The 13,213-nt window shown below is 42.6% G+C and carries 16 protein-coding genes; 8 read left to right on the forward strand and 8 right to left on the reverse strand.

Features of this window, described 5'->3' with window-relative positions:
- The coding region (gene acsC / locus A4E24_RS08530) for an acetyl-CoA decarbonylase/synthase complex subunit gamma (protein WP_292352860.1) at window positions 1-1,154 on the forward strand (1,154 nt) is incomplete at its 5' end.
- An 87-nt stretch (window positions 1,155-1,241) separates the two neighbouring features.
- On the opposite strand, the gene A4E24_RS08535 is transcribed toward acsC, so the two are convergent.
- The 4 genes from A4E24_RS08535 to A4E24_RS08550 form a co-directional block, all read right to left on the reverse strand.
- Window positions 1,242-2,144 carry a C1 family peptidase gene (locus tag A4E24_RS08535; protein ID WP_292352861.1) on the reverse strand — a complete coding sequence of 301 codons (903 nt, stop codon included), beginning with the start codon at window positions 2,142-2,144 and terminating at the stop codon, window positions 1,242-1,244.
- A 100-nt stretch (window positions 2,145-2,244) separates the two neighbouring features.
- Window positions 2,245-3,711: a hypothetical protein gene (locus A4E24_RS08540; protein WP_292352862.1), complete on the reverse strand. Its 1,467-nt coding sequence runs from the start codon at window positions 3,709-3,711 to the stop codon at window positions 2,245-2,247.
- Between the two features lie 221 nt (window positions 3,712-3,932).
- On the reverse strand, window positions 3,933-5,420 hold the full coding sequence (locus A4E24_RS08545) for a hypothetical protein (RefSeq protein ID WP_292352863.1): 1,488 nt from the start codon (window positions 5,418-5,420) through the stop codon (window positions 3,933-3,935).
- Window positions 5,421-6,026: 606 nt separating this feature from the next.
- Entirely contained in the window at window positions 6,027-6,182 is a 156-nt protein-coding gene (locus tag A4E24_RS08550; protein ID WP_292352864.1) for a transcriptional regulator FilR1 domain-containing protein, read from the reverse strand.
- 118 nt (window positions 6,183-6,300) lie between these two features.
- On the opposite strand from A4E24_RS08550, the gene A4E24_RS08555 reads away from it, so the two are divergent.
- The 4 genes from A4E24_RS08555 (at window position 6,301) to A4E24_RS08570 (ending at window position 8,126) form a co-directional block, all read left to right on the forward strand.
- Window positions 6,301-6,636, forward strand: a complete 336-nt coding sequence (locus A4E24_RS08555; protein ID WP_292352865.1) for a hypothetical protein — start codon at window positions 6,301-6,303, stop codon at window positions 6,634-6,636.
- A gap of 173 nt (window positions 6,637-6,809) precedes the next feature.
- Window positions 6,810-7,328 (forward strand): DUF4352 domain-containing protein, encoded by a 519-nt coding sequence (locus A4E24_RS08560; RefSeq protein ID WP_292352866.1) that lies wholly within the window; start codon window positions 6,810-6,812, stop codon window positions 7,326-7,328.
- Between the two features lie 3 nt (window positions 7,329-7,331).
- Window positions 7,332-7,679 carry a hypothetical protein gene (locus A4E24_RS08565; RefSeq protein WP_292352867.1) on the forward strand — a complete coding sequence of 116 codons (348 nt, stop codon included), beginning with the start codon at window positions 7,332-7,334 and terminating at the stop codon, window positions 7,677-7,679.
- Between the two features lie 90 nt (window positions 7,680-7,769).
- Entirely contained in the window at window positions 7,770-8,126 is a 357-nt protein-coding gene (locus A4E24_RS08570; RefSeq protein WP_292352868.1) for a hypothetical protein, read from the forward strand.
- Window positions 8,127-8,131: 5 nt separating this feature from the next.
- Here the strand turns inward: A4E24_RS08570 and A4E24_RS08575 are convergent, their stop codons facing one another.
- From A4E24_RS08575 to A4E24_RS08585, 3 genes are all read right to left on the reverse strand, one after another.
- Window positions 8,132-8,302, reverse strand: coding sequence for a hypothetical protein (locus A4E24_RS08575; RefSeq protein WP_292352869.1), 171 nt, complete (start codon window positions 8,300-8,302; stop codon window positions 8,132-8,134).
- A 151-nt stretch (window positions 8,303-8,453) separates the two neighbouring features.
- Window positions 8,454-8,609: a hypothetical protein gene (locus tag A4E24_RS08580; protein WP_292352870.1), complete on the reverse strand. Its 156-nt coding sequence runs from the start codon at window positions 8,607-8,609 to the stop codon at window positions 8,454-8,456.
- A gap of 41 nt (window positions 8,610-8,650) precedes the next feature.
- Window positions 8,651-8,797, reverse strand: coding sequence for a hypothetical protein (locus A4E24_RS08585; protein WP_292352871.1), 147 nt, complete (start codon window positions 8,795-8,797; stop codon window positions 8,651-8,653).
- A gap of 375 nt (window positions 8,798-9,172) precedes the next feature.
- Between A4E24_RS08585 and A4E24_RS08590 the strand changes: the two genes are divergently transcribed.
- Window positions 9,173-9,325 (forward strand): hypothetical protein, encoded by a 153-nt coding sequence (locus A4E24_RS08590; RefSeq protein WP_292352872.1) that lies wholly within the window; start codon window positions 9,173-9,175, stop codon window positions 9,323-9,325.
- Window positions 9,326-9,790: 465 nt separating this feature from the next.
- Here the strand turns inward: A4E24_RS08590 and A4E24_RS08595 are convergent, their stop codons facing one another.
- The gene (locus A4E24_RS08595) at window positions 9,791-10,876 is read right to left on the reverse strand and encodes a hypothetical protein (protein ID WP_292352873.1); all 1,086 of its coding nucleotides are present in this window, start codon (window positions 10,874-10,876) and stop codon (window positions 9,791-9,793) included.
- A gap of 138 nt (window positions 10,877-11,014) precedes the next feature.
- Here A4E24_RS08595 and A4E24_RS08600 point away from each other — a divergent pair, with 138 nt between their 5' ends.
- Together A4E24_RS08600 and A4E24_RS08605 are read left to right on the forward strand one after the other, a co-directional pair.
- Window positions 11,015-12,076, forward strand: a complete 1,062-nt coding sequence (locus A4E24_RS08600; protein WP_292352874.1) for a DUF362 domain-containing protein — start codon at window positions 11,015-11,017, stop codon at window positions 12,074-12,076.
- 204 nt (window positions 12,077-12,280) lie between these two features.
- Window positions 12,281-13,213: DUF2193 family protein (locus tag A4E24_RS08605; RefSeq protein ID WP_292352875.1), on the forward strand; the 933-nt coding region annotated here is incomplete at its 3' end.

Raw genomic sequence — 13,213 nt, forward strand, 5'->3', positions numbered from 1 at the left:
TATACCGCCACAGGCTCACATTCTTCAATCCAACGGCATTTGCCTATGATGTATGGGACACCATGCCTGAAAATGAACTTGTGGAGAGAGTAAAGAAGATCCAGGACTTCAAGAAGTTCTACGTAGGCAACTTCCTCACACTTGACATGGTAGCTGTCAGGTGCGTCTCCAAAGACCCGAAGAAGTTTGCCGATGCCGTGAAAAAGGTCATTGGGACCACTGATCTGCCCCTTATCCTGTGTTCCTTCGATCCTGAAGTATTGAAAGCCGGCCTCGAAGTGGCAAAGGACAAAAATCCATTGCTATATGCCGCAAACAAGGATAACTGGCAGCAGGTTGCAGATCTTGCGCTTGAGTACGACGTACCAGTCACATTATTCTCACCCGATGACCTGGACACGCTCAAATCCCTTGCAGTGACCTTTGCAAAGATGGGGACAGAGAAGCTAGTGCTTGACCCCGGTACATTCCCCGCAGGCAAGGACCTGAAGAAGACCTTTACCAATTTCCTGAAGATCAGAAGAGCTGGTGTTGAAGGCGACAGGGATATCGCCTACCCTATAATGGCAGTCCCGCTCACTGCCTGGATGGTGCAGGACGATGCTGTCAGCGCCTCATACTGGGAAACCGTTATCGCATCCATATTCACTATAAAGTATGGTGATGTGATGATAATGCACAGCATCGAGCCCTATGCCCTGCTTCCGCAGCTGCACATCAGGGATACGATCTATACAGACCCCAGAAAGCCTGTGAGCGTGCAGCCCGCCATGTACAAGGTAGGTACTCCGGACAAGGATTCACCTGTGCTGGTCACGACAAACTTTGCCCTCACCTACTACACAGTGGAAAGTGACCTTGCTTCCAGCAAGATCGATTGTTTCCTCTGGGCCATAGATACCGATGGTATCGGGGTGGAAGCTGCAGTGGCGGGCGGCCAGCTCACGGCAGCCAAGATCAAGAAAGGCATAGAGGATTCAGGTTTCGATCTTAAGAACGATACAACCCATAACACCATAATCCTCCCGGGACTTGCAGCCCGTCTGCAGGGTGACGTGGAAGATGAAACCGGTGCAAGGGTAATGATCGGCCCCGCTGATTCCGGTCGTCTTCCGGGCTGGATGGAAAAGAACTGGCCTCCGAAAGCGAAGTAAAAAAGTAAAGTAAAATAAGGCGTCCGCATTTTGCGGACCCTATGATCTATTTTTCTTACAGGGTCAGAAAGGACTTATCCAGATTCCTTATACGAACCTACCTGTTTCCACCCAGTCCTGTTTGATCATCGACCAGAAGTCCATTGCTTCCTCTTCCAGTACATACTTGTATGGAAGCCAGCCATATCCCTCATCTCCCCACTCTTCACCCCACGAATTCCGGATAAGAAGAGCACCTGTAGAAACCTCATCGGATATCGTGTTCTCTATCACTATATCGTCATCATATCCCACCGCAACGATAGCATGTCCTCCGAGGACCTTTTCATTTGCAGAGGGGAAGGGGATCTTACCTGAATCATTTGCCTGTCTTATAGAGTCAAAGACCGTAAAACCAAACATCGAAGGGATACCCAATACAAGAGATTTCTTAACGCTTGCAAGGATATCTTCCGGTGAGGTGTGTGCAGGATCGTGTCTGAAATACTTGATAGCCTTATAGTTCCCTGCAAATGAGTAACAGAAAGGACTTGGGTCCAGATCGAATTCAGGATCTGCATCAGTATAAGGCCAGTATTCCTCTGGAGGAGCACCAAAGAGTACAAGTGCTCCCATGGTCGTTCTCAGTTCTGCTCCACTGTCCCCTATCCAGCCACCAAGAGTTCTTGTGGTCTTGTAAATGAAAAGCCTCGAAGCATCAAGATATTTCCCATAAGCTCTCTTCTCGAAATACTCCATGATCCCTGTTGCCGCATTAGCTGTGCATGAACCCAGATTCTGCTGGTCTTCGATCTCTGAACACCATTTTCTGAGATCCGCAGTCTCCGGAAGATCAATTTTCGCTCTTTTTTTCACACTGATAGCAGACAGGAACTTCTGCATCTCTTTAGATTCTGTCTTATGCATTTCCTTATTTTCGATCGTATAATCCCGGAAGCTTGGGCGGTCCGGGATCCAGCCCATTCTGCCATATTTCTTAACTAATGCCATTTTCTTAACCCCCTTTTACATTCCTATATAATGGTGAATCAATAACTACCGATCGATCAGTAGAACCTGATCACCATAAAAATAAACAAACGAACATCGCCTAAGTATTCCACGTTAATGTATTATCAGGATCCGGTGACTTGGGTACCCTTTTACATACGAAAGCCAGTACTGCAACCCCATCCATATTATAAGTCTCTGTGATCAGATCATTGGCATAAGGCCCTGAAGGCTCGACAGATGTCGGAAGGGCCGGAGAGAATGGTGTTTTTATAGTCATTCCAATATATTTTTCTGAAACATAGCTCTTTTTCTCGTTCAATTTGATATCAAGTGTAGTCTGTGAGTCAACAGGTTGAGCCACAGGTTGCTTGAATCTGCTTATCAAAAGAGATGACTTAAAAGATGAAAAAGAAACAGGTTTACCTCTTACCGAGGTCGTTGCTGCCATCGTTCTGAAAGATCTGGGCGCCGCTTCGGCAACAGAGAATCTCGAAACTGCCTTTGGCCTGATCTCAACTTCGGCCCTTGCAGGTATTGCTTCAGAAGCTAGGCGACTTTTTATAGTCACTGGTGTTCTGCTCATCTTAAGTGTCTGTATCGGAGTTATGCTGATGATCGGCAATACAAGTGGTTCAGATCCTGCTTTTTTCTTCCTGGTAATTTTAATGTTCCTTACGACGATCATACTTGTTATATAGGCAGGTATCTTTCCCTTGCGAGGCACATTCCCATCGGAAACTACCATATCTTCTGACAACTTCCAGTATCTGGATGCAAAAAATTCCGGCTTGTACCAGGGACGTATCACAACGACATTGTTGTACTCCAGAGAACATGATTCAATATCATCACTTGCCTGCATGGAAGTAAATAGGCCTTTCAATTCAACAGATACACTTTGAATAAGGCTTGCAATTTCCTCTTTTGTCAAGGTTAGCTTAGTCCAGGGCAAATTGGTATCGAACGCGTCAATGGGACTAAAGAACGTTGTACAAAAACCGATTCCTATACCATGAAGATCAGGTATTTCTGAAATATTAATTTCATTTAAATATACCTGCCGGTATATATCAAGATATTTTTTGAGTTCCAGAGTATTTTTAATTGATTGATTATTTTCTACTTCTAACTTAAATCCTAAATTCTTCCAATCTGCCTCTGCCCTGTTTTTAATATCCAGAAGTTCTTTTTCTCTATATGCAGCCCATTGCTGTTTTAGGTTGTCACCCTCCGGTCCTGTAGAGTTCTCGACAGTTATTTTTTCGTTCAGATACGTATTCATTGCGTTTTCATAAACTGTTTTGTACTCATAATATTTTGTCACTGCAGTGGAATTGACCGGAATTTCAGTACCATCTGCCTCTACCTTTATATCGGTCAGGAAATCGATTGCCTGATCGAGTGATAAATTTTCTGCTTCGGATAATCCACTTACAGCAAATATGGAATTTTTTAGTACATCTATCAGCTCGTCCCAGAGCAACCTGGATGCATCTGCGGAAAACATTACACTGTCATTAGGAATGATATTTAATAACCTTGCAAAGTCCCCTTTGTTGTCCAAGTGCTCCTGCAGGGTCAATCCACTGACAGAGGGATCTTTCATGAAATTCAAATACCTGTAAGGAAATCCAAGCCCTAAGGGAAATGTCAGGAATTTATCTTCTTTCTCGAAGATCATTTTCAGCTTGGTAGCAAGCGCCAGTGATATTTTCGATTCCATAGATATTCCACCATGATCCTAAAAAAAATATTGGAGAAGCATAGTTTCTCCGGCATCGATGATCACTCTTCACCACCGACAAATTGTTCAGGTTTGATCTCAGGATTGGGATTCGGAGACTTCGGGATGATGTTATTTATAAACCCAACCAATTGCATGCCGTCTATGACAATGCTTCCGCCCTCGTTATGATAACTTCCGTTCCTCGTTTCACTGCCACGGGAATAGGAACCGCCGATGAAGAAAGGTCCCCATCCAACAGCACCGCCCCCGCTAATCCGTTCATTGATATACTGGCTCTGGCTGTCCCATTCACTTAGGCTGAAACGGACATTTCTGACAAACAATGCAGTTATCGGATAAGCAACCAGCCTGCCGCTGGGTTTCTCCGCTCCGTCTGAAACCTTTTTATCGAAGTTCAGGTCCCATATTTTATCCAGGGTCCATGCTCTCATGGAGAAGAAACCCGGATCGAACCATGGCCTGACTATGGGTATCTGCGTGAATTCCAGCGATGCACTAAATCCCGTGGCCTTAGCACTGGTATTCACTTCAACTTTTGAACCTGATGCCCGGCCGCCAATCGAGAACAAACCAAAGCTGAGGCCGCCTCCTGCACTCCATTGGCTTGTATTCTTGTTAAAGTGGGTCTCATAATCACCCTCATAGAAGGAGAATCTGGTCCAGCCCGGACTGGTAGCGAAGTTTCCGGGTATTAATGTCGTATAGTAGAAATCTCCGGCTGTGCCTTCCATGGCACTTGTTAACAAGCCGTTCTTGAATTTGTTAAGCAGATCCTGTTTGTACAGCACCATGCTCTTTTGAGTGACCTGATCGATATAGGCATTTATTTGCTCATACTCATTCTTATAGCCCTGCGATACCCATGCCATATAGGCAGCTTCCATTTTGCTGCGGATAAATTTCGATTTATTTGTCCAGGCAGCAACTCTGCGTATTGCTTCCTGATCGTTGCCTTTTGCGCTTTGGGCATCGATCAATAAGTTCATGTACTCATCTGCAGCATCTATATAGTCGTTCATTTTAGCAATATAAGCCAAGGTCATAGGACCCGGTTCAGTGACCGTTTTCTTCTCATCTGTAATAATATCTGTCACTTCTTTTGTTACAGAGAGCAGATCCCTGAACTTTTTTATCTTCTCTTTTTCCTTATCACTGAGTTCATTGTCCAATACCCTGCTATATTTCAACACATCCCTGTATACCGAACTGATCGTATCCTGAGTAGTTGTAAATATCGTCTGCTGCATTGTAGTATCTACAAACTGATTATTTACATCGGGAATGTAATCGAACATTTTTGACAGTACAAAGGCCTGATGCTGTAGATCCCGGGTCGCTTCTGCACTGTCACCGATGAGTCCTTTGGAACAGAATAAGAAATCTGCCGGTGTGAAAGGAATTCCCGGAAGCATCCACGTGACGAACTTGTTCCTCGGCATCTGGATGTTCCCATCGTTGCCTGTGATGGTCGAATAAAGCTTAGCTGTTAAAGCCTGCATTAGGTCTGCAGATACATCTTTTGCCATATCATATCCCCCTTTTAAACTGAGTTAGCAGGTTGGATATCATAGAGCATTTCGAAAAAGCCAGATATTTACTAAAATCCTCTTGCGATCCTATTGTAAGGATCTGAAATGATACAATCCCAATCCCACTACTATTCTACCCCGTTATAAAGGTTATACATTATAGAATATATACTTTTTGACATAGTTTGATTTATAAAATTCCAGACAGTAACACAAATAACATATAGCCTTTGGATACATGAACCATGTTCAGTAATTATCTGTTCTAAGGAGTTGCTTATGAATTTCCTATATCTCCCCATCAGCAGATCCGTATTACCACTTAGCTCATCTGTTAATAAATGTCTTAATCCCACTCTGCTAAAATAAATAAGTGCAGTGTTACCAGATTAACTTGTTTACTATACTGTTTTACTATTTATGTAACTATATAAAATTTATTAAAATTTTACGCACCAATTTCCTGCCTTGGTCTAAACAGAAATGACACGATCAATATCCCAGAAAAATAAAATATCAGCTGCATGAAATATACAGTTTGGTCAAGATATAATGCAATCCTGGTAACCAACAAAAGGCTCTGTAGTTAACAATTAGTTCTGCCTAGAGATCAGTGACCCTGACAGACTGATCCAGATAATATTCAAATACCTTTTTTGCCCATTGGAGTGCGGAAGGACTGGAGGCTATGACATATTTTTGGTCATAGTCACCTGTTTCTGTAAACTGGAAAACACTGAAATGATAATTGTCAAGCATGAGTTCCGGAGCATCAAATGAGACTATATTTTTATTATTTATACTTATAACCCGATTATAGCCTGATTATAACAATAGTAATAGTGTGTTTTATAATGAGTTATAACAATCCTGTATTATGCCTGATATTGAGTTCAGTGGCTCGCGCAAATCTAAAACGGCTGCCTTCTCACTTAGCCCAAATACGATTAAAAAACTTGAAGCGTATTCCAATTCAGAAGAATATGGGAACAAGTCCTCTATTGTCCAACAAGCAATAACGGAGTTCTTTGCGCGGGAAGAAATGCGGGTAGAAAAAGAAGAGTACCTAACCAGCGTACGTATATTTATTTCTGAATTCCTTCAAAGCCCCGAAGGCGAGGCACTTATCCGGTCTATCCTGCGCAAGTCACTTGCCGCAAGTGATGAGGAAGCTGCCGCAACTCGCGCGGGCACTATAGTAGAACATCAATGAGGCGAAATTTATGGTTGTAAACAAAGTCATAAAGTTTATATCTTTTCGATTCTTCCTAAACGTGGATAGTAATGTTATGGATGGTGAAATGATTGGATAAATCTCTCAAAATTGTACTGCCTATATTCATCGTATTTGCGATTGCCGTGGCGTTTGGAGGGTGTGTAGAAAGCATGTCATCTTCTACCGAGGATGCAGATCAATCAACCTCTGGTCAGGTTGAAACACCAACTACAGAAACGCAACAGCCCACGGCCGTTGAATCAACTTCCACTAAAACTAAAACAACGGTGTTTAAAATCGGAGAATCGTTCGGCAACGAGGCGATCCTTATGACCGTGAATGGTGTGCGGACAGCCAACTACATCGATGAGAAAAACAATCAGTATGAAACTGCTACTGCTCCATCCGGAGAAGAGTATATTATTGTGGACGTAACCATCGAAAACATTGGTAACGAGATGCAATATTTTGCATCATCTGTCAATTTCAATGTGTACGACACCGAAGGATATTCATATCCAAGTGATTTCATTGCAGAGTTGGCACTCAAGAAAAGTTTTGATGGTAGCAACATTGCACCAGGTAGTACACGAAGAGGAGAAATCCCATTCCTCGTACCTACAGGCAAAACCGGATTACAGTTACAATTCACAGGCGCTTCACAATATGCAATAATTGCACTCGAGTGATATATGGATAGTAATAATATGTACATCAGGACCACTTGCCCTATATGCAAATCTCCGAACTGTGTGGACATCCTGATCAGAGAGAAGGTGCTGGAATCCGGCGCCTTTCCACCCACTGAGATCATAGATGTCGAGGTAATGGATGCCTGCACTCTACAGGATCTGACAAGAGATGTACTGCTCCAGCTGTCCGGCTATGTCTACAATGGCATCACCAAGGCCGAGCTGTGCAAGATCCTTAAGGACAAGTTTTCTATCCTGGAGCGGTATTGCTGCGATATAATCCAGCAGCTGAAGATCGAGCTGGGACTGTACTGCAAAGAAGGGGTACATCTGAACTTTGTCCCTTAATTTTCCTTTTTCTTTCCTAAGTACGTATTATTATGAGCAGTTTCGATACTGTATTATAGTACTTCTTTGTTGTCTTATTTGGTTTTTATCATGTCAGAGATAGTTCGCCACAAAAACAGTATTGAATTAACAAAAGACTGTAAGCACTGCGTCATTCTCGGCGATGTCGAGGATGTAACGGAGGAGTATATAATAAAGCTTGCACAATGGGCTACGTCTCTATGGGATTATGAAAAGATCAAAATGTGGAAGAAATCCGATACTCTGAGTCCTGGATACTATCTCAGAATGTCTGAGAAAGGCGCATACAAAGTACATGTGCTTGATGAAAGCATGATGAAAGACCTGTTTGAAGGTGCAAGGAAAGACAGCCCTACAAGATTAAAAGACTGGGATAAGAAAGAGCTGGTGGCATATGTAGACTGGTATGTGGACGATATCTGCTAGTTAAGTCAGAAATTAATATCATCCACACATGTAAAATACTCTACCGCCTTGAACCATTTTTCTCTTTTCCTGCTCAATTCACAGGTCATTTCCTTAGCTGCCCCATCAGACACGGTCACATCCGCCTTTTTTCTCAAATCAGTCCTGGTTACGATCATCTCTGCATTATTTTTCATTAATGTTATACCTCCACTAAGTTGTCCGGATGGCAATGACCCTGGCTTCTTTGGCATGATCTGAGATATTGACAATTACCCGCTATCTTGAAGATAATGCAATCTGTACAATAAATCAACTTGTTCCTATCTGAATAGCCTATTACCTCTATCACACACATGCTGTCACCGGATGCTCATGGACATGGGAAGGCATCTCTTCCCTTATTGACGTGATCCTCCCACATTTCCTGCAATAAGAGAAAAGATCCGAACCTAATTGCTGTTTCTTCAGCTTTGAAGAGCAAAAATTACATATTTGTTGCATGTTGACCCTCTTATTGTCTTTTTATTGCTACCAAGTGTACTTCATTTACCAATGATCCCACCGATCATGAAACGATAGAGGTCCAGATCTTCAGTGGTGAAAGCACTTTCAATTCTACCTTTGGTTATTTCATGGAAACCGTATGTGTCACCATGCTCATATTCTTCAGTATTAATTCTCTTTTTCATTTGTTTTCTCCATTTGTCTTGTACACTTTGTAGTAAGTAAGCCGAGCATATATATGTTATCGAAATATTCTATATTTATTTTTTCAAAATATATATCCTATATATTTACTTACCAAGCATTCCTCAGGATGATTTAGAATAATATGCAAAATGATTCACATTTTTAAACTATATGCATATATACATATACGCATATATAATTCTACATTATGAATTCAGGCATAGAGTAAGCTCCCTTAAGATTCTCAAAAAACATAGAGAGAAAATGAGTTTATTTAATCTTGCTTTGAGCCACGTGCTTGGATTCAGTAAGCACAGATGTATATTCCCACTTCGAACGTAGAAGAGATAGTCAATGAAATTGGATAACTAAGTGTGCCAAAGAACAAAACAACACTTATATTCCTCTCTGAGCAACAACTTCCCTATATTACACATCTGACCTCTGAACTCAAAAAAAAGGAAATGGATTTCTTTGGTGCTATATTTCCGGGACTGATATACTGTGCCGAACAATATCATACCTGAGCAATAATCCATATTCTCCCCTGATACAGAAACCAATATTGATACAGAACATAATTGAATTAGCAAATGGCATAACAAGTTCTTTAATGTCCATAGACCGATCATATAAAAATAAACCAACAGCATTTATTATCATGGATAGTCTGTCCCCCTAAGGTATTTTCTTTTCCTCAAGAGGAAGTAAAGAAACATACTCTTATGAAATGTTAAGCCATTTGAGCATCTCTTCACTGTCATCATACACTGATGATGGCAGCACTACATATTCCTTCATTCTCCTTCCCATGGGTTCAAAAAACGCAACTTCATCATGTTCAGCAAATAGTCATTCCTGATATTCCGGTCTAAGACGCAGCATGATGCTGTCCTGGTGCACTCCTGTGAAAATATTATCACTTATGAAATAAACAGGGCTGTGAAATTTTCATTTACCGTATGGTAAATTCTTATTTCTGATTTGCTGACCTAATGTCTCCTGAACTTCAACAGGGGCTTAAAACTCATTTCGATCGTTTTCCTGCTCTTGGACCCTAACTTAACAGGTGAATCACTAAGCCAAGGTATGTATTCCCACTTCCACATCTCATGATTACAATCAAATTCGGCCATAGCATGGTTAGAAGTATTTATGAATACAACCGGATGACTCTGGTTTCCCAGATAGTACTTGACATTTCTTCTGGGAGCTTGCGGAGGGTCCCCGTGAATAGAATCCTCTGCCAATCCATGATCGTTGCTGTAGATGTTCTCAAAAGTGAACCCCATGTTAGCGTTATCTTTTGGTATATGCAGCTTGAAGGTTTCTACATCCATAGTTCTTCCATAACGTAAGTGCCTGAATATTTCATATATCCTGTTAACGAACCCTCCGAATGAATTTTTGCGCAACTCCTCGTTCTCAAAAAGAAGTGTGACCTCTACCTCCTGTCCTTCATCAGTTATTTCGTTTTTATGGATGTATACTTCCCTTACAAAATTCCGGAGAGAATCCACCGCTGGCTGATATATCACCGGAAATATCTCATCCGGCAGATCGTCTATATTTGCATCGAATATATTGTCCCCATTCAAGCGTTGATCTTCAAGTTCATTTCTTATCTTCTGATAGATCTCATGTATCGCCGCAACCTCAGCATTGTTCTCTGAATCTGCCCACTGCCATATCCAATGTTCATCATTGAGTTCTATGACCCACCTCTCTTTAGGACCTATCCGATCTTGCGGATCACTCGAATAATCCTTTGCAATATAGGTGTCTTTCACAGGTTCTTTGATATCAGTTACATCGAAGCCCATCATATAACGAAGATTGACCTCTTTGTCCATGTACCCGCTATGCTTGAGATTACTGCTCCTGACGATCAGTTTTAACTTGTCGTTCCAGCTTCTGGCAAGCCCTACGGTACATTTGTCCCAGTCCCATACCTGAGACTTACCGGTCCATCTGAACTTACCTGATCTTGTGTCCCAGATCTTTTCCCGCACAGAATACCATATCTCATACTGAGGTAAATTTTCAGAACTTCTGCCGCCACTTTTATTCTCGTCCATGCCCATAGACCAGTTCCCCCATCAGACCCTATGATAGAAAATTTTACAGATACGATAGTTACATGCATCAGTAACATATGTTTTTATATTGCTATGCCACAAAATATCTTTCGCTAGGTAGCTGAAGGAGGAAACAGTATGAGCAAAGTATTCTTTAGATCTGCTGGAGAGGTAGGACCGACAAATACCCAGATTGACCAGATAAAGGAACTTTTCCGGAAAGTAACTGTGGTGGAAAAAGATGATCTTGTGGCCATCAAGGTCCATCCCGGAGAGTACGGTAATACGACTTATGTGCGCCCGGTATTGATCCGCACTATCGCAGATCTTGTAAAAGAAGCCGGAGGAATACCATTCATTACAGATACCACTGTACTGTACAGTGGAAAACGCTTCAACGGCGCTGACATGCTCTGGACCGCAGCCGTGAATGGCTTTACGTTCGGTAGTATGAACGCACCGTTCATTTCTGCAGATGGTCTGCTTGGGGATGACAGTGTGAAGGTACCCATAGGAGGGGAATATATAGACGAGATCACAGTAGCCTCTGCCATTGCAAAGGCTGATGCGATGATCATGATCTCACATTGCAAAGGCCATCCTGCATCTGGTTTCGGTGGTGCTGTGAAGAACCTGGGGATGGGATGTCTAGACAAGGAAGGCAAAGCAAAAGTACACGCACCTGGTAAGCCGGACATTGATACAGAAAGTTGCATAGGATGCGGAAAATGTATAAGAACATGTCCCTGGGATGCCATATACCTGGAAAACGGCAAAGCATTTGTCGATAAGAGCATGTGTAAGGGCGAGTTATCATGTATCGGGTCATGCAATTTTGACTCTATCATGCCACCTGAGAACTGTACCACCGAAATACAGGCCCGTTTAGGGGAAGCTGCTTTAGGACCTGTCAAGCTCCTGCCCGGAAAGATAGGATATATCAACTGGGTATTTGACCTGACCCCCGGATGTGATTGTTTTAATTTCTCTGCTCCCGCTTTTGCAGGAAATGTGGGTATGCTTGCCTCAATGGACCCTGTTGCCATTGACAAGGCCAGCCTCGATCTGATCAATAAAAAAATAGGTGAAGAGGGCTGCATACACTCCATTAAGGATGTATGGGGTATTGATCCGATGATACATCTGGAACACGCTGCAAAGATAGGTGTCGGTAGCCTGGGATATTCCTTAGATATTTGAAATTCGACCTATTTTTATGAGTAGGGTTCATTATTTATACGACTTCCCACTATTTTTATAATGGGTGTTAGCAATTCAGTGAGGGTGCATATGGATTTGTCCATTTTGTAAATGGACGATCTGGTTCCCATTAAAGATTTGTTCATTTAGTGGAACCGCTATCTTCCTGTTGCAACAGCTGCACAAAAATACGGGGGTATATGAATGAAAGAACTATATGATAAAATGGCAACTGAAGCCATGAGTGCACAGAGAGCTGTAGTGGATACTATTAATGCAAAGAGAGGCACCACATTCAAGGTAAAGGATGCACAACCTTATGTCGATGCTGTGAATAAAATGAAACCCATGGGCGAACAAGCCAAGTCGGTCTTTGCCCTTCATATGGATTCGGTTAACACGCATTTCAACGTGCTTACCGGGCTCACTGACACTGTCAGGCCAGAAGATGATCCTTTTGTGGAACATTACCAGACACCGCCCATAATGGAGATCCTGTATGAGGAAGACCCTGCTTTCAGAGGATCCGTTGAAAAGTTCGTGGATGAGATAGGAAGATCTGAAGCCCTTATTGGAAAGGAGTCAGTGCGCAGGTATGGGGGATTCTATGGACCCACTTGTGTGGTAGACTTTGCATTTGTACCCGGAAGTACAAGTAATGTTGTCAACAGGATCCTGCAGAAAATGGATATACCGCAGGACCACAAAAGAGCCATCCTTTCGTCCAAATCATGGGGAATGAACACTTCGTACGGAGTGGGAGCCAAGTTCCAGATGGCCATCGAGGAAGGCAAGACGCTATCCGAAGCTATGAAAGAAGAAATAGACATGCTGAAGATGGTCTATGATACGCCCACGGATGCCCAGGCCAGGCTCATGGACGAAGCCGGTCATACGTCCTTTGACGTGCGTAAATATATGGCACAGTATAAGGACAGGATGAGAAAGACGGTAAAGGCCGCAATGGATGATGATGTGTTCTATGGTAACATAGTCACTGTACCTGCCTACGGAGTAGGTGATGTGGCGCATCACATATCCCAGTCCATGTTCAACATGACCAAGGACGATGTGGTGATGGCTGTGATCAATGCTGTTACTGAGGTAATGGAAGCTACAATGGAGAAAGCCAAAGGC

Source organism: Methanomethylovorans sp. PtaU1.Bin093, assembly GCF_002067275.1.
Classification (GTDB): Archaea; Halobacteriota; Methanosarcinia; order Methanosarcinales; family Methanosarcinaceae; genus Methanomethylovorans.

What these genes read in the sequence shown, in the direction of transcription:
- A4E24_RS08535 (WP_292352861.1), bottom strand. Translation starts at nt 2,144, where the DNA reads ATGGCATTAGTTAAGAAATATGGCAGAATGGGCTGGATCCCGGACCGC.
- A4E24_RS08545 (WP_292352863.1), bottom strand. Translation starts at nt 5,420, where the DNA reads ATGGCAAAAGATGTATCTGCAGACCTAATGCAGGCTTTAACAGCTAAG.
- A4E24_RS08550 (WP_292352864.1), bottom strand. Translation starts at nt 6,182, where the DNA reads ATGCTTGACAATTATCATTTCAGTGTTTTCCAGTTTACAGAAACAGGT.
- A4E24_RS08555 (WP_292352865.1), top strand. Translation starts at nt 6,301, where the DNA reads ATGCCTGATATTGAGTTCAGTGGCTCGCGCAAATCTAAAACGGCTGCC.
- A4E24_RS08560 (WP_292352866.1), top strand. Translation starts at nt 6,810, where the DNA reads ATGTCATCTTCTACCGAGGATGCAGATCAATCAACCTCTGGTCAGGTT.
- A4E24_RS08565 (WP_292352867.1), top strand. Translation starts at nt 7,332, where the DNA reads ATGGATAGTAATAATATGTACATCAGGACCACTTGCCCTATATGCAAA.
- A4E24_RS08570 (WP_292352868.1), top strand. Translation starts at nt 7,770, where the DNA reads ATGTCAGAGATAGTTCGCCACAAAAACAGTATTGAATTAACAAAAGAC.
- A4E24_RS08575 (WP_292352869.1), bottom strand. Translation starts at nt 8,302, where the DNA reads ATGAAAAATAATGCAGAGATGATCGTAACCAGGACTGATTTGAGAAAA.
- A4E24_RS08580 (WP_292352870.1), bottom strand. Translation starts at nt 8,609, where the DNA reads ATGCAACAAATATGTAATTTTTGCTCTTCAAAGCTGAAGAAACAGCAA.
- A4E24_RS08585 (WP_292352871.1), bottom strand. Translation starts at nt 8,797, where the DNA reads ATGAAAAAGAGAATTAATACTGAAGAATATGAGCATGGTGACACATAC.
- A4E24_RS08595 (WP_292352873.1), bottom strand. Translation starts at nt 10,876, where the DNA reads ATGGACGAGAATAAAAGTGGCGGCAGAAGTTCTGAAAATTTACCTCAG.
- A4E24_RS08600 (WP_292352874.1), top strand. Translation starts at nt 11,015, where the DNA reads ATGAGCAAAGTATTCTTTAGATCTGCTGGAGAGGTAGGACCGACAAAT.